This is a genomic window from Pinisolibacter sp. (assembly GCF_036782435.1).
Lineage (GTDB): Bacteria > Pseudomonadota > Alphaproteobacteria > Rhizobiales > Ancalomicrobiaceae > CALBKH01.
Window position 1 is genome coordinate 25,553 of sequence record NZ_DAIPZB010000038.1, and the last position, 21,928, is coordinate 47,480.

General features: G+C 68.4%; 19 protein-coding genes. 10 read left to right on the forward strand and 9 right to left on the reverse strand.

Going from position 1 to position 21,928, the window contains the following annotated elements:
* Positions 1 to 217: 217 nt before the first annotated feature.
* Positions 218 to 2,968 carry a preprotein translocase subunit SecA gene (secA, locus tag V7Q42_RS15895; RefSeq protein ID WP_333825080.1) on the forward strand — a complete coding sequence of 917 codons (2,751 nt, stop codon included), beginning with the start codon at positions 218 to 220 and terminating at the stop codon, positions 2,966 to 2,968.
* Between the two features lie 254 nt (positions 2,969 to 3,222).
* Here secA and V7Q42_RS15900 read toward each other — a convergent pair whose 3' ends face one another.
* The 6 genes from V7Q42_RS15900 to V7Q42_RS15925 all read right to left on the reverse strand — a co-directional run bounded on the left by V7Q42_RS15900 (position 3,223) and on the right by V7Q42_RS15925 (position 10,006).
* Positions 3,223 to 4,149: a glycosyltransferase family 2 protein gene (locus V7Q42_RS15900; RefSeq protein WP_333825081.1), complete on the reverse strand. Its 927-nt coding sequence runs from the start codon at positions 4,147 to 4,149 to the stop codon at positions 3,223 to 3,225.
* Between the two features lie 268 nt (positions 4,150 to 4,417).
* The gene (locus tag V7Q42_RS15905) at positions 4,418 to 5,884 is read right to left on the reverse strand and encodes an oligosaccharide flippase family protein (protein ID WP_333825082.1); all 1,467 of its coding nucleotides are present in this window, start codon (positions 5,882 to 5,884) and stop codon (positions 4,418 to 4,420) included.
* 168 nt (positions 5,885 to 6,052) lie between these two features.
* Positions 6,053 to 7,393, reverse strand: a complete 1,341-nt coding sequence (locus V7Q42_RS15910; RefSeq protein WP_333825083.1) for a murein L,D-transpeptidase family protein — start codon at positions 7,391 to 7,393, stop codon at positions 6,053 to 6,055.
* Positions 7,394 to 7,733: 340 nt separating this feature from the next.
* The gene (locus tag V7Q42_RS15915; RefSeq protein WP_333825084.1) at positions 7,734 to 8,687 is read right to left on the reverse strand and encodes an acetyl-CoA carboxylase carboxyltransferase subunit alpha; all 954 of its coding nucleotides are present in this window, start codon (positions 8,685 to 8,687) and stop codon (positions 7,734 to 7,736) included.
* A gap of 214 nt (positions 8,688 to 8,901) precedes the next feature.
* Positions 8,902 to 9,855, reverse strand: coding sequence for a site-specific tyrosine recombinase XerD (locus V7Q42_RS15920; RefSeq protein ID WP_333825085.1), 954 nt, complete (start codon positions 9,853 to 9,855; stop codon positions 8,902 to 8,904).
* Positions 9,856 to 9,859: 4 nt separating this feature from the next.
* Entirely contained in the window at positions 9,860 to 10,006 is a 147-nt protein-coding gene (locus V7Q42_RS15925) for a histidine kinase (RefSeq protein ID WP_333825086.1), read from the reverse strand.
* A gap of 316 nt (positions 10,007 to 10,322) precedes the next feature.
* Between V7Q42_RS15925 and V7Q42_RS15930 the strand changes: the two genes are divergently transcribed.
* The 3 genes from V7Q42_RS15930 to V7Q42_RS15940 all read left to right on the forward strand — a co-directional run bounded on the left by V7Q42_RS15930 (position 10,323) and on the right by V7Q42_RS15940 (position 12,505).
* Positions 10,323 to 10,949, forward strand: a complete 627-nt coding sequence (locus V7Q42_RS15930) for a shikimate kinase (protein ID WP_333825087.1) — start codon at positions 10,323 to 10,325, stop codon at positions 10,947 to 10,949.
* Positions 10,946 to 12,064 (forward strand): 3-dehydroquinate synthase, encoded by a 1,119-nt coding sequence (gene aroB / locus V7Q42_RS15935; RefSeq protein ID WP_333825088.1) that lies wholly within the window; start codon positions 10,946 to 10,948, stop codon positions 12,062 to 12,064. The genes V7Q42_RS15930 and aroB overlap by 4 nt, the downstream gene beginning before the upstream one ends.
* A gap of 138 nt (positions 12,065 to 12,202) precedes the next feature.
* On the forward strand, positions 12,203 to 12,505 hold the full coding sequence (locus V7Q42_RS15940; RefSeq protein ID WP_333825089.1) for a hypothetical protein: 303 nt from the start codon (positions 12,203 to 12,205) through the stop codon (positions 12,503 to 12,505).
* Between the two features lie 94 nt (positions 12,506 to 12,599).
* Here the strand turns inward: V7Q42_RS15940 and cysQ are convergent, their stop codons facing one another.
* The 3 genes from cysQ to V7Q42_RS15955 all read right to left on the reverse strand — a co-directional run bounded on the left by cysQ (position 12,600) and on the right by V7Q42_RS15955 (position 15,103).
* Positions 12,600 to 13,457, reverse strand: a complete 858-nt coding sequence (gene cysQ / locus V7Q42_RS15945) for a 3'(2'),5'-bisphosphate nucleotidase CysQ (protein ID WP_333825090.1) — start codon at positions 13,455 to 13,457, stop codon at positions 12,600 to 12,602.
* A 56-nt stretch (positions 13,458 to 13,513) separates the two neighbouring features.
* Complete coding sequence (locus tag V7Q42_RS15950; protein ID WP_333825091.1) at positions 13,514 to 14,704, reverse strand: GGDEF domain-containing protein; 1,191 nt, start codon at positions 14,702 to 14,704, stop codon at positions 13,514 to 13,516.
* 138 nt (positions 14,705 to 14,842) lie between these two features.
* The gene (locus V7Q42_RS15955; RefSeq protein ID WP_333825092.1) at positions 14,843 to 15,103 is read right to left on the reverse strand and encodes a BolA family protein; all 261 of its coding nucleotides are present in this window, start codon (positions 15,101 to 15,103) and stop codon (positions 14,843 to 14,845) included.
* A 141-nt stretch (positions 15,104 to 15,244) separates the two neighbouring features.
* On the opposite strand from V7Q42_RS15955, the gene V7Q42_RS15960 reads away from it, so the two are divergent.
* The 6 genes from V7Q42_RS15960 (at position 15,245) to V7Q42_RS15985 (ending at position 21,479) form a co-directional block, all read left to right on the forward strand.
* Positions 15,245 to 15,871: a J domain-containing protein gene (locus V7Q42_RS15960; RefSeq protein WP_333825093.1), complete on the forward strand. Its 627-nt coding sequence runs from the start codon at positions 15,245 to 15,247 to the stop codon at positions 15,869 to 15,871.
* A gap of 189 nt (positions 15,872 to 16,060) precedes the next feature.
* Positions 16,061 to 17,047 carry a cobaltochelatase subunit CobS gene (gene cobS, locus V7Q42_RS15965; RefSeq protein WP_333825094.1) on the forward strand — a complete coding sequence of 329 codons (987 nt, stop codon included), beginning with the start codon at positions 16,061 to 16,063 and terminating at the stop codon, positions 17,045 to 17,047.
* Between the two features lie 11 nt (positions 17,048 to 17,058).
* Positions 17,059 to 17,418: a GFA family protein gene (locus V7Q42_RS15970; protein ID WP_333825095.1), complete on the forward strand. Its 360-nt coding sequence runs from the start codon at positions 17,059 to 17,061 to the stop codon at positions 17,416 to 17,418.
* A gap of 26 nt (positions 17,419 to 17,444) precedes the next feature.
* Positions 17,445 to 19,331 carry a cobaltochelatase subunit CobT gene (gene cobT, locus V7Q42_RS15975; protein ID WP_333825096.1) on the forward strand — a complete coding sequence of 629 codons (1,887 nt, stop codon included), beginning with the start codon at positions 17,445 to 17,447 and terminating at the stop codon, positions 19,329 to 19,331.
* The gene (locus V7Q42_RS15980; RefSeq protein ID WP_333825097.1) at positions 19,328 to 20,410 is read left to right on the forward strand and encodes an esterase-like activity of phytase family protein; all 1,083 of its coding nucleotides are present in this window, start codon (positions 19,328 to 19,330) and stop codon (positions 20,408 to 20,410) included. Before cobT ends, V7Q42_RS15980 begins: the two co-directional genes overlap by 4 nt.
* A gap of 136 nt (positions 20,411 to 20,546) precedes the next feature.
* Complete coding sequence (locus tag V7Q42_RS15985; RefSeq protein WP_333825098.1) at positions 20,547 to 21,479, forward strand: DUF3108 domain-containing protein; 933 nt, start codon at positions 20,547 to 20,549, stop codon at positions 21,477 to 21,479.
* The last annotated feature ends 449 nt before the right edge of the window (positions 21,480 to 21,928 follow it).

The following is a 21,928-nucleotide window of genomic DNA, read 5'->3' on the forward strand; positions in this document are numbered from 1 at the left end:
CCTGCGCGGGCGTCGATCGGTTTCGTGCGCCTTCACGCGTGCGCGCCCGCCGACCTCGAGTGCGCGGCGGCCCGCCGTCATCAGATCGTCGCCGGTCCGGTCCAGTCGAGGTCCGCTCCGTCGGTGATCCGCCTCCAGCCGGGTGCCTGCGACATCTCTCGCGCCCCTCGGGAGCCGGAAACCGCGACACCACGCACGACCTCGAGGAAGGGCCTCCATGATCGGCCTCGCATCTCTCGCCAAGAAGCTCTTCGGTTCCTCCAACGACCGCAAGATCAAGGCCTACCGCCCGCGCGTCGCCGCCATCGCCGCGCTCGAGCCCGAAGTCGCCGCCCTCTCCGACGAGGAGCTGCGCGACCGCACGCGTCAATTCCGCGAGCAGCTCGCCGCCGGCACCGACCTCGACGACCTCCTCGTCCCCGCCTTCGCCACGGTGCGCGAAGCGGCCAAGCGCGTCATCGGCCAGCGTCACTACGACGTGCAGATGATCGGCGGCATGGTCCTCCACGAGGGCAAGATCTCCGAGATGAAGACCGGCGAAGGCAAGACGCTGGTCGCCACCCTCGCGGTCTACCTCAACGCGCTCCCCGCCAAGGGCGTCCACGTCGTCACCGTCAACGACTACCTCGCCTCGCGCGACGCCGAGTGGATGGGTCAGATCTACCGCTTCCTCGGCCTCTCCGTCGGCGTCATCGTCCACGGCCTCGACGACGCCGAGCGCAAGGCGGCCTACGCCTGCGACGTCACCTACGGCACCAACAACGAGCTCGGCTTCGACTATCTGCGCGACAACATGAAGTACGAGTTCGACCAGATGGTGCAGCGTGGCCATGCCTACGCCATCGTCGACGAAGTCGACTCGATCCTCATCGACGAGGCGCGCACGCCGCTCATCATCTCCGGTCCGCTCGACGACCGCTCCGAGCTCTACAACACCATCGACCGCTTCATCCCGACCCTGAAGGAGAAGGATGACTTCGAGATCGACGAGAAGCAGCGCACCTCCTCCTTCACCGAGGCCGGCACCGAGAAGATCGAGCAGGCGCTGCGCGCCGCCGGTCTGCTCAAGGGCGACAATCTCTACGACATCGAGAACGTCACCGTCGTCCACCACGTCAATCAGGCGCTGCGCGCCCACACCCTGTTCCAGCGCGACAAGGACTACATCGTCAAGGGCGGCGAGGTCGTCATCATCGACGAGTTCACCGGCCGCATGATGCCCGGTCGGCGCTATTCGGAAGGCCTGCATCAGGCGCTCGAGGCCAAGGAACGTCAGCCGATCCAGCCGGAGAACCAGACGCTCGCCTCGATCACCTTCCAGAATTACTTCCGCATGTACGACAAGCTCGCCGGCATGACCGGCACGGCGCTGACGGAAGCGGACGAGTTCCTCGACATCTACGGGCTCGAGGTGCTCGAGATCCCGACCAACATGGAAATCGCCCGCCTCGACGAGGACGACGAGGTCTATCGCACGGCCGAAGAGAAGTACCGCGCCATCATCCGGCTGGTGAAGGACTGCCACGAGCGCGGCCAGCCGATCCTGGTCGGCACCACCTCGATCGAGAAGTCCGAGCTGCTCGCCGAATACCTGAAGAAGGAAGGCTACCGCCAGATCGACCTCTCCGATCCGTCGGCGCTCGCCACCCTCTACAAGGGCGCCGAGGGCGACAAGGTCTTCACCGTGCTGAACGCCCGCTACCATGAGCAGGAAGCCGTGATCGTCTCCCAGGCGGGCCTGCCCGGCGCCATCACCATCGCCACCAACATGGCCGGCCGCGGCACCGACATCCAGCTCGGCGGCAACGCCGACATGCGCATCCGCTACGAGCTGTCGGAGACGCCGGAGGGCCCCGGCCGCGACGCCGCCGCCCTGGCGATCCGCCATTCCGTCGCCGAGCTCAAGGCCAAGGCGCTCGCCGCCGGCGGCCTCTACGTGCTGGGCACCGAGCGCCACGAGAGCCGCCGCATCGACAACCAGTTGCGCGGTCGCTCCGGCCGCCAGGGCGACCCCGGCCATTCCAAGTTCTTCCTGTCGCTCCAGGACGATCTGATGCGCATCTTCGGCACCGACCGTATGGACGGCATGCTGCAGAAGCTCGGTCTCAAGGAGGACGAGGCGATCGTCCATCCCTGGATCAACAAGGCGCTGGAGAAGGCGCAGCAGAAGGTCGAAGCCCGCAACTTCGACATCCGCAAGAACATCCTCAAGTTCGACGACGTCATGAACGACCAGCGCAAGGTGGTCTTCGAGCAGCGCGTCGACCTGATGACCGGCGAGGATGTCGGCGAGACGGTGACGGCGATGCGCCAGGACGTCATCCACGACACCGTCAAGAAGCACATCCCGGAGAACGCCTATCCGGAGCAGTGGGACGTCACCGGCCTCGAGGCCGAGATCGTCGAGGTCACCGGCCTCGACCTGCCGGTTCCCGACTGGGCCAAGGAAGAGGGCATCGCCGAGGAAGAGGTGATCCACCGCATCACCGAGGCGACCGACGCCGTCATGGCCGACAAGCGCGCCCGCTTCGGCGAGGAGACCATGCGCTACGTCGAGAAGGCGGTGCTGCTGCAGACCCTCGACCATCTGTGGCGCGAGCATCTGGTCACCCTCGACCACCTGCGCCAGGTCATCGGCTTCCGCGGTTATGCCCAGCGCGACCCGCTGAACGAGTACAAGACCGAGGCTTTCACCCTGTTCGAAGCTCTGCTCACCAACCTGCGCCGCGCCGTCACCTCGCAGATGATGCGCATCGAACTGGTGCCGCAGGAGCCGACCGAGCTGCCGCCGATGGAGGCGCATCACTTCGACGCCTCGTCCGGCCTCGATCAGATCACCGGCGACGCGCCGCTCGGTCAGGCCGTCGACCCGAACGATCCGACGACCTGGGGCCGGGTGTCGCGCAATGCCCCCTGCCCCTGCGGCTCGGGCAAGAAGTACAAGCACTGCCACGGCGCCTTCGCCTGAGGACACCCGAAGGGAACGCGACGTCGCCGAACCAGAGAAGGCCGCCCCGGGGCGGCCTTCGTCGTTTCGATACGGATGAGAAATTCGCGTGTCTCCGGAGATCGGGCGCGTCGGCGCCTCCGGCCTCCGCTGTCATACGAAGCCCGGATGGATTCATCCGGACTTCGCATTCCGCTCATCCGCGAACCCCGTCCACACAAGGATTTTCGGATGAGTTCGACCCGGCCTCGCGAAGCGATCCGCCGGATCTCGTATCAGGCCGTCTCCCGCACGTAGCGCACCCACAGCTCCTGCGAGAGGTGGCGCGAAACGGAGATCGGAGCCTTGACGAAATTCCTGATCGCGGCCGCCGGATCGCGTCGACGGCAGGCCCCGACGAAACCGTCGAAGGGAATCCGCGTCCGATAGAAATCCGCCCGCCAGACGATGGCGGCGCGTTCCGCCGGCGTCAGCGTCGCGGCGAACTCTTCACCGACCGCCTCCAGCGCCGCGGCCAGGGTGTCGTTGGTGGGTCGCGTCTGAGTGTGGGGCGAGGCGACCGCGGAACTCCGACCCCGCGGCGTCGTGTAGACGTAGCCGGGATAGGACAGCACGCCGAAACGCGCGCCCGCCGCCACCGCCCGGACATAGAGCACGAAATCCTCGCCGTGACGCAGCGCCGGCGAATAGCGCAGGCCGGCCCGCTCGAGGAAGGCGCGCCGCATCATCGGTTTGAGGAAACCGAAGTCGTAGCCGTAGCCGGTTCTCAACATCCGGACGAGATCGACTTCCCCGGTCTGGGTCCGGCGCATGAACCGACCCGTCTCGATCCCGGCGACCGCGTCGTAGCCGATGATCTGGTCGGCCAGGAAGTCGTGATCGTCGCTTCGCGTCAACATCTCCAGACGATCCGGACGCCACGCGTCGTCGGCATCGAGAAGCGCGATCCACTTTCCCTGCGCGACTTCGAGCGCGGCGTTGCGTGCCGAGGCCGGACCGCCGTTCTTCGACAGACGCATCAGTCGGATCCGCGGATCGTTCGCCGCACGCCGCTCCACCAGATCCACCGTATCGTCCGACGACAGATCGTCGACGATGATCAGTTCGAAGTCGCCGAAGGTCTGGACGAGGGCGCTGTCGATCGCACGATCGATGGTCGCACGCGCATTGTGGGCCGGCATGACGATGCTGACGGCGACCATCGGAACCTCCTGATGTCGATCGACTTTTTGCCAGACTGCCGGATCCGGTCTTCCCGAACCGGCGGCGCGACCCGGACAATCTTCCGGTTGTGCATTCGCCGACGACATGTGCCCACGGACGCGGTGTTCCAGCAATGGTAATGTGTGAACATGCTTTACACGCAGAATTCGACGATCTCCGGCACGGCGGTCGGCGGACCGGAAACTCCCGTATGGCCGGCGAAGCGAGGACGGTCGTCGGCCGTCGACCCGAAACGGAGAGCGATGCTCAGGCCGAGCGCAATCGGCTGCGGACGAAGTCGACGATGACCAGGATCTGCCGGAAGCCGACGGTCCCGGCGACGGCCGCATGGGCCACGGCGAACGTCACCCCGAGTGCCAGCCCCGTCGGCAGCGGCGCCCCGAGCGCCTCGGCGATCGCCGGCCGGGCCCAGACGACGGCGCCGTATCCCGCCGCACAGGCGAGCACCGCCGGCGCGAGGTTGGCGAAGAGCCGCAGCGGCGACAGCCGCAGCTCGCGTAGGGTCACGGTGAAGGAGACCGGCGCCTCGATCAGCTGTGCCAGGACGAAGACCTGGACGAGGGTGACGAGGTCGGCCGTCGGCATCGCCAGCACGGCGATCGGGATGACGACACTCTTGGTCAGCGACGCCACCATCACCGCCGACGTCCGCCCGCGCGCCGCCAGGAACGAGGCGTTGAAGTAGTAGAGCGCCTGGAAAGCGCCGAGCAGCAGGAGCGGGCGCGCCACCGCGTCGACCCCCGTCCATTTGCCGCCGAACAGAACCGCCGTGATCTCGGGAACGAGCGCCGCCACCGCGACGAAGACCGGCGCGGTGAGGAAGGCCGCCAGGATCAACGTCCGGAGATAGGCCTCGGCCAAGCGCTCGCGATCGTCCGAGAAGCGCGACAGGATGGTCAGCGAGACCTCGGCGAGCGCTCCCTGGAGCAGGTTCAGCAGGGTCTCGTAGAGACGGCCGGCGACCGCGTAGATGCCGTAGGCGGCGATGCCGTGGCGGCCGATGAGCACCGCCTCGTAGAACCGCACCGAAGCGAAATCGGCGAGCCGCAGCGCCGTCAGCGGCAGGCCGAAGCGCGCGAGTGCGACGAAACTCTCGCGACGCGGCGTGAAGGTCGGCTTCCACACCGGCCGGCTCCACAGCCAGACGATTCCGACCGCCGCCGACACGTAGGCCTGGGCGACGAGGCTCCACACCCCCGCCCCCGAATAGGCGAAGACGACCGCCGTCCCGCCCGCCACCAGATTGGCGATCAACACCCGGAACGCCAGGGCCCGGAACCCGAGCGCCCGGCGATAGGCGAACTCCTGGTAGCGAGCGACGATCGTCGCCGGCCCGGCCCACACCATCACCTGCAACACCGGCGCCAATCCCGGCACCCCGAGGCGCCGTTCGACTTCGCCGGCGCCGAGGGTACCGACCGCCGCGAGACCGACCGAAACCGCGAGCGAGGCGTAGAAGGGCAGATCCATGTCCGCCGCTTCGAGGTCACGGCGCTGGACGATGGCGTCGCCGAAGCCGAACTCCGCCGTCAGCGTGATCAACCCGAGCACGATCACCGCGACGGACGCGACGCCGAACACCGCCGGCTCGAGGAGCCGCGCCAGAAGAACGAAGAGCAGAAAGGTGACGAGCCGGCCGCCCCACGACTGCACGACCGACCAGGCCACCCCCGCCACCGCCAGTCTGCCGATCGACGGCGGGGTTTCACGCATGGCGGCTCCGTTCCTGCAGGGTCGGTTCGTGCAGACGGCGAAAGAAGTCTTCCGGCCTCACCGGGTGATCTCCGCCTTCGCCGAAGAGAACTCGGACCGACGGCCGTGAGCGGCGCGCGCCGGAAAGGACGCCCGTCCGCTCCATCCGATCCACGCGCACGAGATCCGTCAACCGCCGAACGGGTTGAGGCGCTTCCACAGCGGCGCCTCGGCCGCCGGCGCCGGGCTCGCCGGAGCAGCGGCCGGCATGCTCGCCGTCGACAACGTCGCCGCCTGCGGCTCGGGACGCGACGCCGGGACCGGCACGGCGACCGGCTTCGCCGGCGAGGCGGCTTCGGCCACCGGCGCCGGCTGCGCCGCCGGAGCGGCATTGCCGGAGAACGCACCGAAGGAGAGGAAGCGGTCGGCGAAACTCGCCTCGGTCGAGGCCGCTTCGTCCACCAGCGCCATGCGGGTCGTCACCGTCAACGGCGAAGCGCGCGGAACCGGAACGGCGATCGGTGTCGCCGCCACCGCCACCGCCGTCTCCTCCGCGCCACCGCCGAACCACGTCGCGACCGCCGTACCCGCCGGCTTCTGCGGCGGCTTCGACTTCTCAAGCTTCTCGGCGACGAGCCGCTCGGTCTCCTTGCGATCGGCGTCGTCGAGTTCGGCCGCCGCCACCTTGAAGGCCTTGTCGTCCTCGACCTGCTTCGCCGCCACCCGGGTGGTGATGTCGGACGGCACCTCGAAGGTCGGGCAGGCGCCGGAGGGGTTGAAGGTGGTCGAGTTCGGATCCTTCGGCTGCGCGTCGAAGACGTAGCGCTTCTCGCAGACGTCGACCTTCGGCTCGAGCTTCGTCACCTCGAAATGGTCGTAGCCCTGCTTGATGTTCTTCCAGAACGCCATGTTCGGGCTGCGGCGGTTCTTCGCCAGGTTCTCCGCCGTCATGCGGAACGGATAGGCCTGCACCTGGAACGACTTCTGGCCGCCGGCGAAGGCCTCGCGCGCCAGACCGTAGATCTCTTCGATCTGCTCGTTGGTGCCGATGAAGCAACCCGCCGACGCGGTGCAGCCGCCGTGCACCATGATCGCCGCGCCGGTACGCCCCCAGGCGCGATCGAAGGCGTTGGGGTAACCGACGTCGTAGGACAGGTGGTACTGCGAGTTCGGGTTCATCCGCCCCGGCGTGACCGTGTAGAAACCCTCGGGCGACTGCTTGTCGCCTTCCTTGATCTTCGGCCCCGGCCCACCGCCGGTGGTGCACAGGGGATAGCTCTTGAGCAGGGCGTAGCGGCCGGTCTTGTCGCGCTTCCAGATCTCGAGCTGCTTCTCCTGCTTGAAGGCCCGCACGAGGATCGGATCCTCCTTGCGCATGCCCTTTTCCTGCATGAGCGCCAGCACTTCCGGCTTCAACGCACGCGTGGCCTTGCCGGGACCCAGCGTGGACTGCATCTCGTCCTGACAGGAGGCGAGGGCGAGACCGAAACCGGTGATCGCCGCGACCCGCAACATCGTCTTCGACGCCATGAACTCACCCGAGTGAAAGCGCGATCGTCACCACTCTTCTCCGTCCATCCGGTCTCACCGGACGGCGAAGCGAGCATCCGAACCCCATCCGACCGGCGAATTCGGCTCCGCCGGCGGTCTGTCGTCTCTCGACGCTACTCCAACCTCCTTGCCCGATGGTTACCGAATGGCGAACGATCGGAGGTAGGTGGCGCGTGGATCTGTCTGTTCAATTTAGCTCAAATCGACCATTGCGGCAAAACCGCGTCCACTACGTAGTGGTCGCCGTATCCGGGTTGCCGAAATCTTGACCGACTGCTCCGAAACGGCACGATCGGCACCGCAACGGCGTTTCCGCACCTCACAAGGTGCGGCCGATCGCCAGGAACTTCTCCCAACGCGCGTTGCGCAGCTCGTCCGCCGACAGCGGCGCCAGTTCGCCGAGCGCCTTGGCGATCACCTCGCCGGCCGCGTCGATCACCGTCTCCACGGCGCGATGGGCACCACCCACCGGTTCCGGCACGATGCCGTCGATCACCTTGAACTTGAGGAGATCCTGGGCGGTGATCTTCATCCCCGTCGCCGCGTCCTGGGCCCGGGCGCTGTCGCGCCACAGGATCGAGGCCGCACCCTCCGGCGAGATCACCGAATAGATCGCGTGTTCGAGCATGTAGACGCGGTTGGTCGCGGCGATGGCGATGGCGCCGCCCGATCCACCCTCGCCGATGATCAGCGCCACGTTGGGCACGCCGAGGCCGAGGCAGGCGTCTGTGGAGCGGGCGATCGCTTCCGCCTGACCGCGCTCTTCCGCACCGATGCCCGGATAGGCGCCGGCGGTGTCGACCAGACTGACGACCGGCAGGCCGAAGCGCTCGGCCAGTTCCATGATGCGCACCGCCTTGCGATAGCCCTCGGGCTTCGCCATGCCGAAATTGTGCTTGAGACGCGAGGCCGTGTCGGACCCCTTCTCGTGACCGATGACGGCGACCGGGCGACCGGCGATGCGCCCGAAGCCGCCGACGATCGCCGCGTCCTCGCCGAAGGCGCGATCGCCGGCGAGCGGCGTGAAGTCCTCGACCAGTCGGGTGACGTAGTCGACGAAATGCGGCCGGTCGGGATGGCGGGCGACTTGCGTCTTCTGCCAAGGCGTCAGCTTCTGATAGAGGTCGGTCAGCGCCTGCGCCGACTTCGCCTCGAGCTTCTCGATCTCGTCCTTGACGTCGACCGCCTCGCCCTTCTCCGCCAGCGCGCGCAGTTCCTGGATCTGACCCTCGAGGTCGGCGACCGGCTTTTCGAATTCGAGATAGCTGTGCATGTCTCAGGATGTCCTCGGGGAGAAGGCCGCTCGCCGTCTTCGACGCGGGATGGGGCTCCTCCGCCTCGTCGTCCCGCCCGCCCGGACCTCGCGCCCGTCCTGGAACGCGCGCCGTCCGTCGCGCCGGGACGCGCCGGCTTCGTCGCGCGCAAATCGCCATGCCCGACCCCGAATGTCAAGCGAACGCCCCGTCGCGCCGCCCGAGCCGCCCCCGTCACGAGGAGGTGTCGGCGAGCGGGTGGTGGGTCTCGACCAACTCGCGCAGCCGCTCGTCGAGGACGTGGGTGTAGATCTGCGTCGTCGAGATGTCGGCGTGGCCGAGCAGTTGCTGCACGACGCGCAGATCGGCGCCGTGGGCGAGGATGTGACTGGCGAAGGCGTGACGCAGCACGTGCGGGCTCACCGCCGCCGCCGGGAGTCCCAGCCGCGACGCCAGCGCCTTGAGATCGCGGGCGAAGGCCTGGCGCGTGGTGTGGCCGCTCTCGCTCCACGAGGGAAAGAGCCAACGCTCGCCCGCCGTCCAGCGCCCGTGCGCCTTCAGGTGCGCGACGTGGGCATCCATCGCCGCCCTCGCTTTCGTCGACAGCGGCACCAGCCGCTCCTTCGAGCCCTTGCCGCGCACCGTCAGGAACGGCGCCTCGCCGCGCACCGCGCTCGCCGGCAGCGCCACCAGTTCGGAGACCCGCAATCCGGTCGCATAGACCGTCTCGAGCAACGCGTGGAGCCGCAACCGCCGCCCCCGCACCGCCGCCGACAGCACCCGGCCCTGGCCGTCGTGGCTCGCCTCCGCCTCCCGCTTCGCCATCTCGATCAGCAGGTCGACGTCGCGCTCGGAGAGCACCTTCGGCAGAGGCCGCCTCTTCTTCGGTGCATCGATCGTCCCGGTCGGATCGTCGGAGCGGAACCCTTCGCCGTAGAGGAAACGGTGGAACTGGCGGATCGCCGAGAGGTGGCGCGCCTGGGTCGAGGCCGCCATGCCGCGAGCCGCGAGATCGGCCATGTGATCGGCGACGTCGGCCGCATCCGCCGCCTCGACCGCTTTGCCGCGCGCCTTCAGGAAGGCGGCGAAATCGCCGAGATCGCGGCCGTAACCGTCGAGGGTCGCCGGCGAGGCGCCCCGTTCCGCCGCCATCATCTCGAGGAAGGCCTCGACCCGCGCCGCGCCCATGGCTTCACCTCGGATCGAGACGGTCCTGGGGCACGCGGATGGTCATCTCGCGCGGCTTCGGCTCGACGAAGGTGGCGAGGACGTACATCGCCGCGAAGCCGAGCCCGGCCAGAACCACCAGAGCGATGAGGAAACGGAACAGGCTCGGCATGAACTCCGGCACCTCCGTGGGTGCGTCGCCGCCGCGACGGACCGAGGCGGACCTCTCGACGAATCGCCCGCGCGAGCACGGGCGCCGAGCCGAGACCTTTCCCCGATCCGGCGCGCCGCGCAAGCACGACGGGTCGGCACGCGCCCGATCCCTCGCCCGTTTCCTCGAATTCTTGCGCGGAATGCTTGACGGACGGCGGATGCTTCGGCCAAAGGTCGGCCCGCGCACGCACGGTGGGGACTTCGGCCGGGTCGCGGCGGAAACCGGGCTCCGGCCGACGACGATCGGAACCGGATCGCAGGATGGAAGCGGATCGATGTCGAACGAGGCGAAACGCGGCGAAGCCGCCCGCAACCGGAGGATCCTCTCCGCGTTGGGCCCGCGCTCGATCGTCTTCGTCGGCATGATGGGCGCCGGCAAGACCACCATCGGCCGCCGTGTCGCCGCCCGCCTCGACATCCCCTTCGCCGACGTCGACGTCGAGATCGAGAAGGCGGCCGCCAAGACCATCCCGGAGATCTTCGCCGAACACGGCGAGACCTATTTCCGCGACGGCGAGCGCCGCGTCATCGCCCGCCTGCTCGGCGACGGCCCTCAGGTGCTGGCGACCGGCGGCGGCGCCTTCATGAACGCCGAGACCCGCGCGGCCATCGCCTCCCGCGCCGTCTCGGTGTGGATCGCCGCCGACCCCGACGTGCTGTGGACCCGCGTCCGCGCCAAGTCCAATCGACCGATGCTGCACACTCCCGACCCGGAAGGCACCCTGCGCCGCCTCGTCGCCGAGCGCTATCCCGTCTACGCCCTCGCCGATCTGACCGTGAACTCCCGCGACGTCTCCAAGGACGTCATGGCCGAGGAGATCCTCGCCGCGATCGATCGTCACTTCACCGCCGTGCCGGCCCCCGCCGGCGTGACTCGAGCCGTCATCGGAGACCCGACATGACCGCCCCCACCGTGGTGCCCGTGGACCTCGCCGGCCGCGCCTACGACATCCTCATCGGTCCCGGTCTCGTCGCCTCCGCCGGCGCCGAGCTGAAGGCCCGCTTCCCCGGCGCGCGCTATTGCGTGATCACCGACGAGACGGTCGCCGAGCACCACCTCGACGCCCTCGCCGGCTCGCTCACCGATGCCGATCTCGCCTTCTCCTCGATCGTCGTCACTCCCGGTGAGGGCTCGAAGAGCTTCGAGACCCTGGAGAGCGTCGTCGACGGCGTGCTCTCGGCGCGGCTCGAGCGCGGCGACCTGCTGATCGCCCTCGGCGGCGGCGTCATCGGCGACCTCGTCGGCCTCGCCGCCGGGCTCGTGCGCCGCGGCATGCGCTTCGTCCAGGTGCCGACGACGCTTCTCTCTCAGGTCGACAGCTCGGTCGGTGGCAAGACCGGCATCAACACCCGCCACGGCAAGAACCTCGTCGGCCTGTTCCACCAGCCCTCGCTGGTGATCGCCGACACCGCCACCCTCGACACGCTCGATCCGCGTCACCTGCGCGCCGGCTACGCCGAGGTGGTGAAGTACGGCCTCATCGACGACGCCGAGTTCTTCCATTGGCTGGAGACCGCCTCGGCCGAGATCTTCGCCGGCGGCGCGGCGCGCATCGGCGCCATCGCCACCTCCTGCCGCGCCAAGGCGCACGTGGTGAAGATCGACGAGACCGAACAGGGCCCGCGCGCCCTCCTCAATCTCGGCCACACCTTCGGTCATGCCTTCGAGACCGCCTGCGACTACGACGCCGACCGCCTCGTCCACGGCGAGGCGGTGGCGATCGGATTGGTGCTCGCCCACGAATTCTCCGCCCGCATGAATCTCGCCTCGCCCGACGACGCGGCCCGGGTGAAGGCCCACCTCGCCGCGGTCGGCCTGCCGACCACGATCGGCGAGATCCCCGGCGGCGTCGGCTCGGCCGACGAGCTGCTGCGGGCGATCTTCCAGGACAAGAAGGTCAAGCGCGGCCGCCTGACCTTCATCCTCACCCGCGGCATCGGCGAAGCTTTCGTCGCCGACGACGTCGTCCCCGATCAGGTCCGCGACTTCCTCACCGAGAAACTCGCCGGGCGGTGACCACCGAGCGACTTTCGGCGGATGCGGTGTCGCACCGGTTCTGACACCTTGTCACTTACGAGTCTCCTGTCGTCATGGTAAATATCACCATAGACGAAAGAATTCACTTGTCCGAGATACCGTCTGACGGAGGGGAAGATGAACAGATTCCTCGTTTTCGGCGCGATCGCATTGCTGCCGACGACTGCGGTCGCGATGCCGTTCTTCAATCATTTCTACAACGAGTCGGGATATACGCTCGACGTCAGAAATTCGGAAGATCGCGCCTACCAGTGCAGGACGAAATACGATCTCGAATATATGGAAGACGGCAAGATCCGCGCCCAGCACATCGACCAGACCCTCACAGTTCCGGCGAAATGGAGCGGCCGTCTGGTGTCGTTCCCCTCGACGACGCGCTCGGTCCTGCGGACCTATCGCTACGACATCGTCTGCGACTGACCCGCGCCGACGACCTTCGGAAGCTCGAACCGCCGGCCTGCATCGGCCGATCGAACGGCGGCTCCCTCGGCCGTGAGGAAACCACCGTCGGGCTTCACCCCCGGCCCGACGGCACCGCGAGGCCCGCCGCTGCGGCCACTGCCGCCGACAGCGTCGCCGCCGATCCGCCCGCCAGAAACCACGGGTTGGCGAAGTCGACGTCGTTCGCCTGGTTGCGCTTGCCGTAGAGAAGCGGCCGCCCGTCGAGACCGACGACCGCACCGCCGGCGGCGCGCAGCACCGCGTCGCCCGCCGCCGTGTCCCATTCCATGGTCCGGCCGAGGCGCGGATAGAGATCGGCCTCGCCCGCCGCCACCCGGCAGAACTTGAGCGACGATCCGGCCGAGACGCGCCGCGCCACCGCCAGACGCGCCAGCAGTTCCTCGGTCTCCGGCCCGGCATGAGAGCGGCTGGCGAGCACCCCCAACCCGTCCGCCGACGGGGTGCGAACCGCGATGTCGCGCCAGACGATCCGCCCCTCGGCATCGATGCGTCCGGCGCGCGCGCCGGCGCCGGGCGCCCCGACGAAGATCTCGCCGAGCGCCGGCGCCAGGACCACCCCGGCGATCGGCTTCCCGGCGTCCACCACCGCGATGTTCACCGTGAACTCGCCGTTGCGCGAGACGAATTCCCTGGTGCCGTCGAGCGGATCGACCAGGACGAAACGGTCGCCGAGATTCGTCGGCAGTCGCCCGGCCGCGGCCTCTTCCTCCGCCACCACCGGCACGCCGGGCAGGAGGCGGGCGAGATCGGCGAGGATCACCTTTTCCGCTCGCTCGTCCGCCGCCGTCACCGGGCTCGCATCGCCCTTCGTGGTGACGGCGAAATCGCCGGCGTAGACCTCCATCACCACCTGCCCGGCGGTGAGCGCGGTTTCGACGAGGGAATCGAGGAGAGAGCGATCGAGGGTCATGGAGCCGGCCGGTCGAGAAGAGGGAGACCTCCGGTAGCACGCCGTCGGCGGCTGTTTCAAACCGCCCGTCCGGCCCGCGGTACCCGGCGCACCGGTTCTGCGACCGTCTCGACCCGATCGCGCCCCGATTGCTTCGCCGCATAGAGGCCGGCGTCGGCGGAGGCGACGAGGCGATCGAGATCCGGCTCGATCAGCGGCACCGCCGCGACACCGACGCTGACGGTGGCGTCGACGACGCGAACGCCGTTGCGGATCTTCATCTCGCCGAAATCGTGACGCACCGCCTCCGCCACCCGCCACGCGGCGGCGAAATCGGCCTCGGCGAGGAACAGCACGAACTCCTCGCCACCGAACCGTCCGAAGACGTCCTTCGGCCCGATCCGCGCCGACACCACGCCGGCGAAATCGGCGAGCACCCGATCGCCGACGAGATGGCCGTGGGTGTCGTTGATCGTCTTGAAGCGATCGAGATCGAAGATCAGCACCGCCCCACGCGTCGAATCGGTCGCCAGCCGTGCGGTGGCGCGATCGAAGAAGGCGCGGCGGGTGAATGCCCGGGTGAGCGAATCGATTTCCGCGGCGGCGCGTTGGCGTGCCTCGCCGCGCTCTTTGACCATCGACAGCAGGGCGTAGCCGAGCACCACTTCCTGGAGCAGGATCTGCATGGCGATGAAGGCGATCCAGCCGCTGCCCAGAGATGCGAAGCTCTCCGAAGCCGGCCTGTCGACCGTCAGGATCAGTCGCGCCAGATGGCCGACGGCGAGAAAGGCGAGCAGCACCGCGACGATCGGCCGGGTCGGCAACGCCTCACGCTTCTGCCCATGCCAGATCACCACCGCCGAGGCGGCGACGAGCAGGAAGATGAGGCTCGAGACCAGGACCACCCGAACCGGGAAGCTCCCCCAGACCAGCGACGACTGCGTCGCCGCGATCCAGATCGCCGGCGCCGCGAAGATCGCGAAGACCCGGAAGCGGCGCTCTTCGAAGGCGAGCGCGCCGGCCAGGAGCGAGCCGAAAGCGGCCAGCACCAGGGCATTGGCCACGCCGATCGACCAAGTGTTCGAGATCTCGCCGCGCAGCGCCAGAAGCGCGCAAGCCGGCGCGCCGAGCAGGTGCGCACCGGCCCAGTGGAGCATCGCGCGGTTGGCCCGCCGATCCTGACGCCAGGTGATGAGGAACATCACCGCCATCAGGATGAACAGAGCCGTCGACACCGTCAGCAGCGTCGGCAGATCGATTCTCGGCATCACGAACTCGGCCCTCGGGGGGGGAGGCGAATCGACGATCGCGTCCATCGGATCGGTAACATGCCACCCCCTTCCCCAACGAGAGGTTAAGTGGGGATGGGGATTCCGACCGAGGTCCTGCCCCGAGAAATCGCGTTCTCAGGCGGGATCCGCTTCGATGGTGAGCGCGTGCACCCGCTCGGCCAGTTCCTGCTTCAGCACCTCGTTGATCATCCGATGGCGCTGCAGGCGGGTCGTGTCGCGGAAGGCCGGCGAAGCGATCTGGACGACGAAATGGGTCTCGCCCTGGGCGTGATGGCCGGCGTGACCGTGATGGCGGTCGGATTCGTCGATCACCTCGAGGAAGCTCGGTTGGAAGGCGGCGGTGAGCTTGTCGATCATGCGCTGGCAATAGGTCATCGGCCGCTTCGAACTCCGTGGTGGTCGGGATCGGAATTCATATTAACCCTCCGCTCGGCGTTTCGGAACCATCCTCGGCGCCGAGCCGATCCTCGTCGCACCAGCCTTGTGGCGCGACCTCACACACACCATTATCCGCCGATGAAGTTCGACAACGACATCTTCGAGCGCATTCGCATCAAGCCGGACCCGGAGCTCCTGGCCAAGCGCACCTTCCCGACCTGCGACTGGGAAGGCTGCGATGCGGCGGGAACCCATCCGGCACCGAAGGGCCGCGCCCGCGAGGGCGAGTACCATCACTTCTGCATCGACCACGTCCGCCTCTACAACAAGGCCTACAACTACTTCTCCGGCCTCGCCGACGACACCGTCGCCGCCTTCCACAAGGATGCGATGACCGGCCACCGGCCGACCTGGGCGATGGGATCGAACCCGGACGCGAGCGGACCGCGGACCCGCGCCGAGGATTTCGAGATCCCGCGCAACTGGTCCCGCCGCTCCGGCGACCCGCGCATCCAGTTCGGCCGCGCCGCCCGCTTCCGCGCCGAGTTCCGCGCCCAACCGGTGCGCCGCAAGCCGCTGGAGAAGAAGGCGCTCGACACCCTCGGCCTGCCCGAGGCGGCCGACGCCCAGGCGATCCGCGCCCGTTACAAGGACCTGGTCAAGCGTCACCACCCCGACGCCAACGGCGGAGATCGCTCCTCCGAGGGACGCCTCCAGGAGATCATCCAGGCCTACAAGCTGCTGCGCACCGCCGGCCTGTGTTGATCCGCCGTCGAACCACCCATGCGCCCACGCCATGGCCGCCGTGCGTCGATCACCGGATCGGTGTCGTCCCGCTGGTGCGGCGGCGTGCGCTCCGCTAGTGTGCGCCGGTTCGAAACGATGACCTCCGCCGGTCTACGGGTCCATGAGGAGCGCGCGTACCCGCGTGCCACCGGCGGGGACGGAGGAAAGATGAGCGAGACCGAGAAGACCGTGGCCGGCCTGCCGGATCGGATGATTTCCGTGAAGGACACTTTCGGCTTCGAAAGCGATCTGATGGTGCCGGCCTATTCCACCGCCGAGGACCATGTTCCCGACGTCGATCCCGATTACCTCTTCGATCGCGACACCACCCTCGCCATTCTCGCCGGCTTCGCCAAGAACCGCCGCGTCATGGTCACCGGCTTCCACGGCACCGGCAAATCGACCCACATCGAGCAGGTCGCCGCCCGCCTCAACTGGCCCTGCGTGCGCGTCAACCTCGACAGCCACATCTCCCGTATCGACCTGATCGGCAAGGACGCCATCGTCGTGAAGGACGGCATGCAGGTGACCGAATTCCGCGACGGCATCCTGCCCTGGGCCTACCAGCACAACGTCGCCCTGGTCTTCGACGAATACGACGCCGGCCGCCCGGACGTGATGTTCGTCATCCAGCGCGTGCTGGAGTCGTCCGGCCGCCTGACGCTGCTCGATCAGAACCGCGTCATCCGCCCGCATCCGGCCTTCCGCCTGTTCGCGACGGCCAACACCATCGGCCTCGGCGACACCTCCGGCCTCTACCACGGCACCCAGCAGATCAATCAGGCGCAGATGGATCGCTGGTCGATCGTCACGACCCTGAACTATCTGCCGCACGACGAGGAGGTGGGCATCGTCCTGTCCAAGGCGAAGCACTACCAGAACGACGAGGGCCGCGACATCGTCGCCAAGATGGTCCGCGTCGCCGACATGACCCGCAACGCCTTCGTGCAAGGAGAGCTGTCGACGGTCATGAGCCCGCGCACCGTCATCACCTGGGCCGAGAACGCCGAGATCTTCGGCGACGTCGGTTTCGCCCTGCGCGTCACCTTCCTCAACAAGTGCGACGAGACCGAGCGGCCGAAGGTCGCCGAGTTCTACCAGCGCTGCTTCGGCAAGGACCTGCCGGAGAGCGCGCTGAACGTCGTGTTGAGCTGACGGAGAGAGCGATGGCGGAGCGACTCACCCATCGTGGCGGCTGTCACTGCGGCGCGGTGCGCTTCGAGGTCGATGCGGCCATCGACGAGGTGATCTCCTGCAACTGCTCGATCTGCACCGTGCGCGGGTCGCTCCTCGCCTTCGCGCCGGCGGCGGACTTCCGTCTGCTCTCCGGCGCGGACAAGCTGAAGGACTATCGCTTCGCCAAGAAGCGCATCGCCCACCTCTTCTGCACCGACTGCGGAACCGAGAGCTTCGGCCGTGGCGCCAAGCCCGACGGTAGCGAGATGGTGGCGATCAACGTCCGCTGCATCGACGGCATCGATCTCGAAGCCCATCCCGTCCGTCGCTTCGACGGCCGGTCCCTCTGAGAATTGCGGACGCGAGTTCGAGCGGAATGGCCCCGAAGGACAAGACCCCGCCCAACGAACCCTTCAAGCAGGCTCTCGCCGCCTGTGTGCGGGCGATCGCGCGGGTTCCCGATCTCGAAGTGACCTACGGCACCGATCGGGCGGCGCTCACCGGCCACACCGTGCGCCTGCCCGAGCCGACGCGGAAACTGTCGCGCGCCGAAGCCATGGTGCTGCGCGGCCAGTCGGACAGTCTGGCCTTGCGCCTCGCCGTCCACGACGCGAGCGTCCACCGACACTACATGCCCGAAGGTCACGAGGCCCGCGCCATCTACGAGGCGGTCGAGCAGGCCCGCTGCGAGGCGGTCGGCGCCCGCCGCATGGACGGCGTCAAGGGCAATCTCGCCGCCATGCTGGAGGAGCGCTACGTCAAGGCGCGCGCCGCCGAGGTGACCGAGAAGGCCCAGGCGCCGCTCTCCGACGCCCTCGCCCTCATGGTGCGCGAGCGCCTCACCGGCATGGCGCCGCCGCCCTCGGCGACCAACCTCGTGTCGATGTGGCGCGACTGGATCGAGCTGAAGGCCGGCGCCCGCCTCGACACGCTCGAAACCTCGATCGGCGACCAGCGCGCCTTCTCCCATCTCGTCCGCGATCTCATCGCCGACCTCGACATGGCCGACGAACTCGGCGAGGACCCCGACGAGCAGGATCAGGACCAGGGCGGCGACGAAGAGCAGGGCCAGGACGAGGAGACCGCCGGCGAACCCGAGGGCGAGGAGGGCTCGGAACAGGCCGAGAGCTCAGCCTCCGACAGCTCCGGCGAGGAGCCGCACGAAGGCGAGGTCGAGGCCCACGACGGCTATTCCGACGAACTCTCCGACGACGAGGTCACCGAGACCGAGACGACGGCCGAAGCGAGCCGCCCCGAGCAGCCCTTCTCCAACCGCCCGCCGGTCGACGACTACAAGGTCTTCACCACCCGGTTCGACGAGGTGATCCACGCCGAAGATCTCTGTGACATCCCCGAGCTCGAGCGCCTGCGCGCCTATCTCGACAAGCAGCTGGCACCGCTCCAGGGCGCGGTGGCGCGCCTCGCCAACCGCTTGCAGCGCAAACTGATGGCGCAGCAGAACCGCTCCTGGATGTTCGACCTGGAAGAGGGCGTGCTCGACACGGCGCGGCTCACCCGCGTCGTCATCGACCCGATGTCGCCCCTATCGTTCAAGCGCGAACGCGACACCGACTTCCGCGACACCATCGTCACCCTGCTGATCGACAATTCCGGTTCGATGCGCGGCCGGCCGATCACCGTGGCGGCGACCTGCGTCGACATCCTCGCCCGCACCCTCGAGCGCTGCGGCGTCAAAGTCGAGATCCTCGGCTTCACCACCCGCGCCTGGAAGGGCGGCCAATCGCGCGAGGCCTGGATGCAGGCCGGCAAGCCGGTCACTCCCGGCCGCCTCAACGACCTGCGCCACATCGTCTACAAGGCGGCCGACGCCCCGTGGCGGCGCTCGCGCCGCAACCTCGGCCTGATGATGCGCGAGGGGCTTCTGAAGGAGAACATCGACGGCGAGGCGCTGACCTGGGCCCACGAGCGCCTGCTCGGCCGCCCGGAGAGCCGGCGCATCCTGATGATGATCTCCGACGGCGCGCCCGTCGACGACTCGACCCTGTCGGTCAACCCCGGCAACTACCTCGAGCGCCACCTGCGTCGGGTGATCGAGGAGATCGAGACCCGTTCGCCGGTCGAACTCATCGCCATCGGCATCGGCCACGACGTCACCCGCTACTACAAACGCGCCGTGACCATCGTCGATGCCGAGGAACTGGCCGGCGCCATGACCGATCAGCTCGCCTCGCTCTTCGACGAACGCGGCGCCGAAGATCTCCGTGGAGCCCGGCGCGGCCCGCGTCGCCGGGCGAGCGCATGAGCGAGCCGCGCGGCCCGATCGGCCGCGCCCTTCACCTCTTCGCCGCACTTCTCGTCGTCCTGCCGCTCACCGCCGACGCCTTCGCCGGCTCGACCCCGGGCGCCGGCGGAACCGCGACCGTTTCCGCCCGCCCGATCGTCGCCTTCCACCCCTCCGAACCGAGTCGTCGGCGCTTCGGCGACCTCGAGTTCCTCGGCGGGTTGGCGCTCACCAGCCGCACCCCCGACTTCCAATCGCTCTCCGCCCTCCTGAGCCGCGACTCGGGCCGCGAGCTGATCTCGGTCAGCGACGAGGGCATGTGGATCGGCTTCCGCCTGAAGACCGACGACGCCGGCCGGCCACTCTCCGTCGAGAACGTGCGCATCGCCCCGCTCCTCGACGACGAGGGCAGACCGTTCCGCACCAAGTGGGAGCGCGACGCCGAGAGCCTGGCCTTCCGCCGCACCGCGACCGGATCGGAACTCCTGGTCGGCTACGAGGGCCGTCATCGCGTCGCCTCCTACGCCCTCACCGGCGACGATCCGACCAGCGCTTTCGACGCACCCGGCCGCCCGGCGGCCGGCATTCCCCGCGAGATCCGGAACTTGCGCGGCAATCGCGGGCTCGAGGGGCTGGCCGTCGCGCCGCCGAAGACGCCGCTCGCCGGCAGCCTGCTGCTCGTCGCCGAGGAACCCCGCCCCGGCGAGGCGGACCAGCCGGTGTGGATCGTCGGCGGCCCACGCCCGGGCCTCTTCCACCTCGCTCGCCGCGACCATTTCGCCAACACCGATGCCGCCTTCCTGCCCGACGGCGACCTCCTCGTCCTCCAGCGCCGCTTCGGCCTGAGGATCGGCCTCGGCATGCGTCTGGTGCGCGTTCCCGCCGCCGAGATCCGCCCCGGCCGCACCATCGTGCCGAAGATCCTGCTCGAGGCCGACTGGAGCTGGGAGATCGACAACATGGAGGGTCTCGCCGTCGACACCGCACCCGACGGATCGACCATCCTGACCCTCGTCTCCGACGACAACGGCAACTGGTTCCAGCGTACCGTCCTGCTGCGTTTCCGCCTGCTCGGCGCCGGCGATCCGGCCACGCCCTGAGCCCGCTTTCGACTTCGAATTCGACGGCGGCTCAACTCTTCGTTAAGCTTGACGGATCATGAAGGAAGGGACGGGCCGCGCATGCTCCCGACCAGGGAAAGCGGCCCGATGTCTGTCGTGGAGTGGAGACGCGCGTATGACGGCGAAACGCAGGACCTTCCGCCGCGGTGTGGTGATGGCCGGTCTCGGCGCCCTGGCCGCCGCGGCGCTTCCGGGAACCGCCGGCGCCGGCGAGGCGACCGTTCAGGCGAGATATTCCGCGACCCTGGCGGGCTTCCCGGTCGGCAGCGGCAGCCTCGATTTCGCCATCGACGACGGCGGCTCCTATCGCGCCTCCGTCGACGCCCGCATCAGCGGCCTCGCCACGGTGGTCGCCAATCGCACCGCCTCGGCCTCCGCCAGCGGCCGCGCCCAGGGCGACGGCATCGCCTCGCGCGGCTACAGCCTCGCCATCGACGGCGGCTCCTGGCCCAATCACGTCGACATGGGCTTCTCCGGCGGCACCGTCACCCAGGTCTCGGCCACCGAACTGCGCTTCCCCGGTTGGGATCGCCGCGTGCCGCTGAAGCCGGAACACAAGCGCGGCGTCATCGACCCGCTCGCCGCCTTCGTCATCGCCGTGCCCCCGGGCAAGGACGCGATGAACCCGTCCAACTGCAACCACACCGCCCGCGTCTTCGACGGCCGCGTCCGCTACGACCTGCGCATGGTCTACGGCTCGCGCATGGAGGTGCAGGGTCGCGAAGGTTATTCCGGCCCGGCGCTGGTCTGCGCGGTGAACTACCGCCCGATCGCCGGCTATCGGCCGCTGTCGCCGCAGGAGGAGAAGTTCGAGCGCAATCTCGAATTCTCGATCTGGTTCGTGCCGGCCGGCGGGTCGAATGTGATGATCCCCTACAAGGTCGTCGTCGGCACGCCCGTCGGCCTGCTCCAGGTCTACGCCCACCAGTTCGACGTCAAGGGCCTGCGCACCGCCGAAGCGCCGACCGAACCGGCCACCACCGGCTCGGTTCGCAAGAAGCGTCGCGCCGCCCTGCGCGCCGAAGCCGGCGCCGATCGGACCCAGTGAAGATTGCGGGGCAGCCCCTCCGGGTTGCTCGTCCGCTCCCGAAAGCGAAAAGAGCCGCGGATCGCTCCGCGGCTCTTCTCGCTTTCGGCGGGGTCGGTTCTCGTGTGTCTCGCGGGAGCCGTCCCGCGAATTTCTCATACCGCGCTCACGAATTTTCGACTCGATCGGCGTGGGCCCACCGAAGGCCCTCGCATCCGGTCCTCTCCCCCCTTGTGGGGGAGAGACGGAGAGAGCGGTCACTCCGGAAGACTCCGCAAGTGCAAGAGTTCGAGGACAGGTCGTATACCCCTCTCCCTCTCCCTCTCCCTCTCCCTCCCCCACGAGGGGAGAGGGGACGTCGGAGCACCGACCTTCGAAACCGAACCGCCCGGAAAACGGTCAGAACTTCGCAAGACTGGTATCATGAGACCTGTGCGCGGTTGGACCATCATGTTGATTTGATGCGTTTA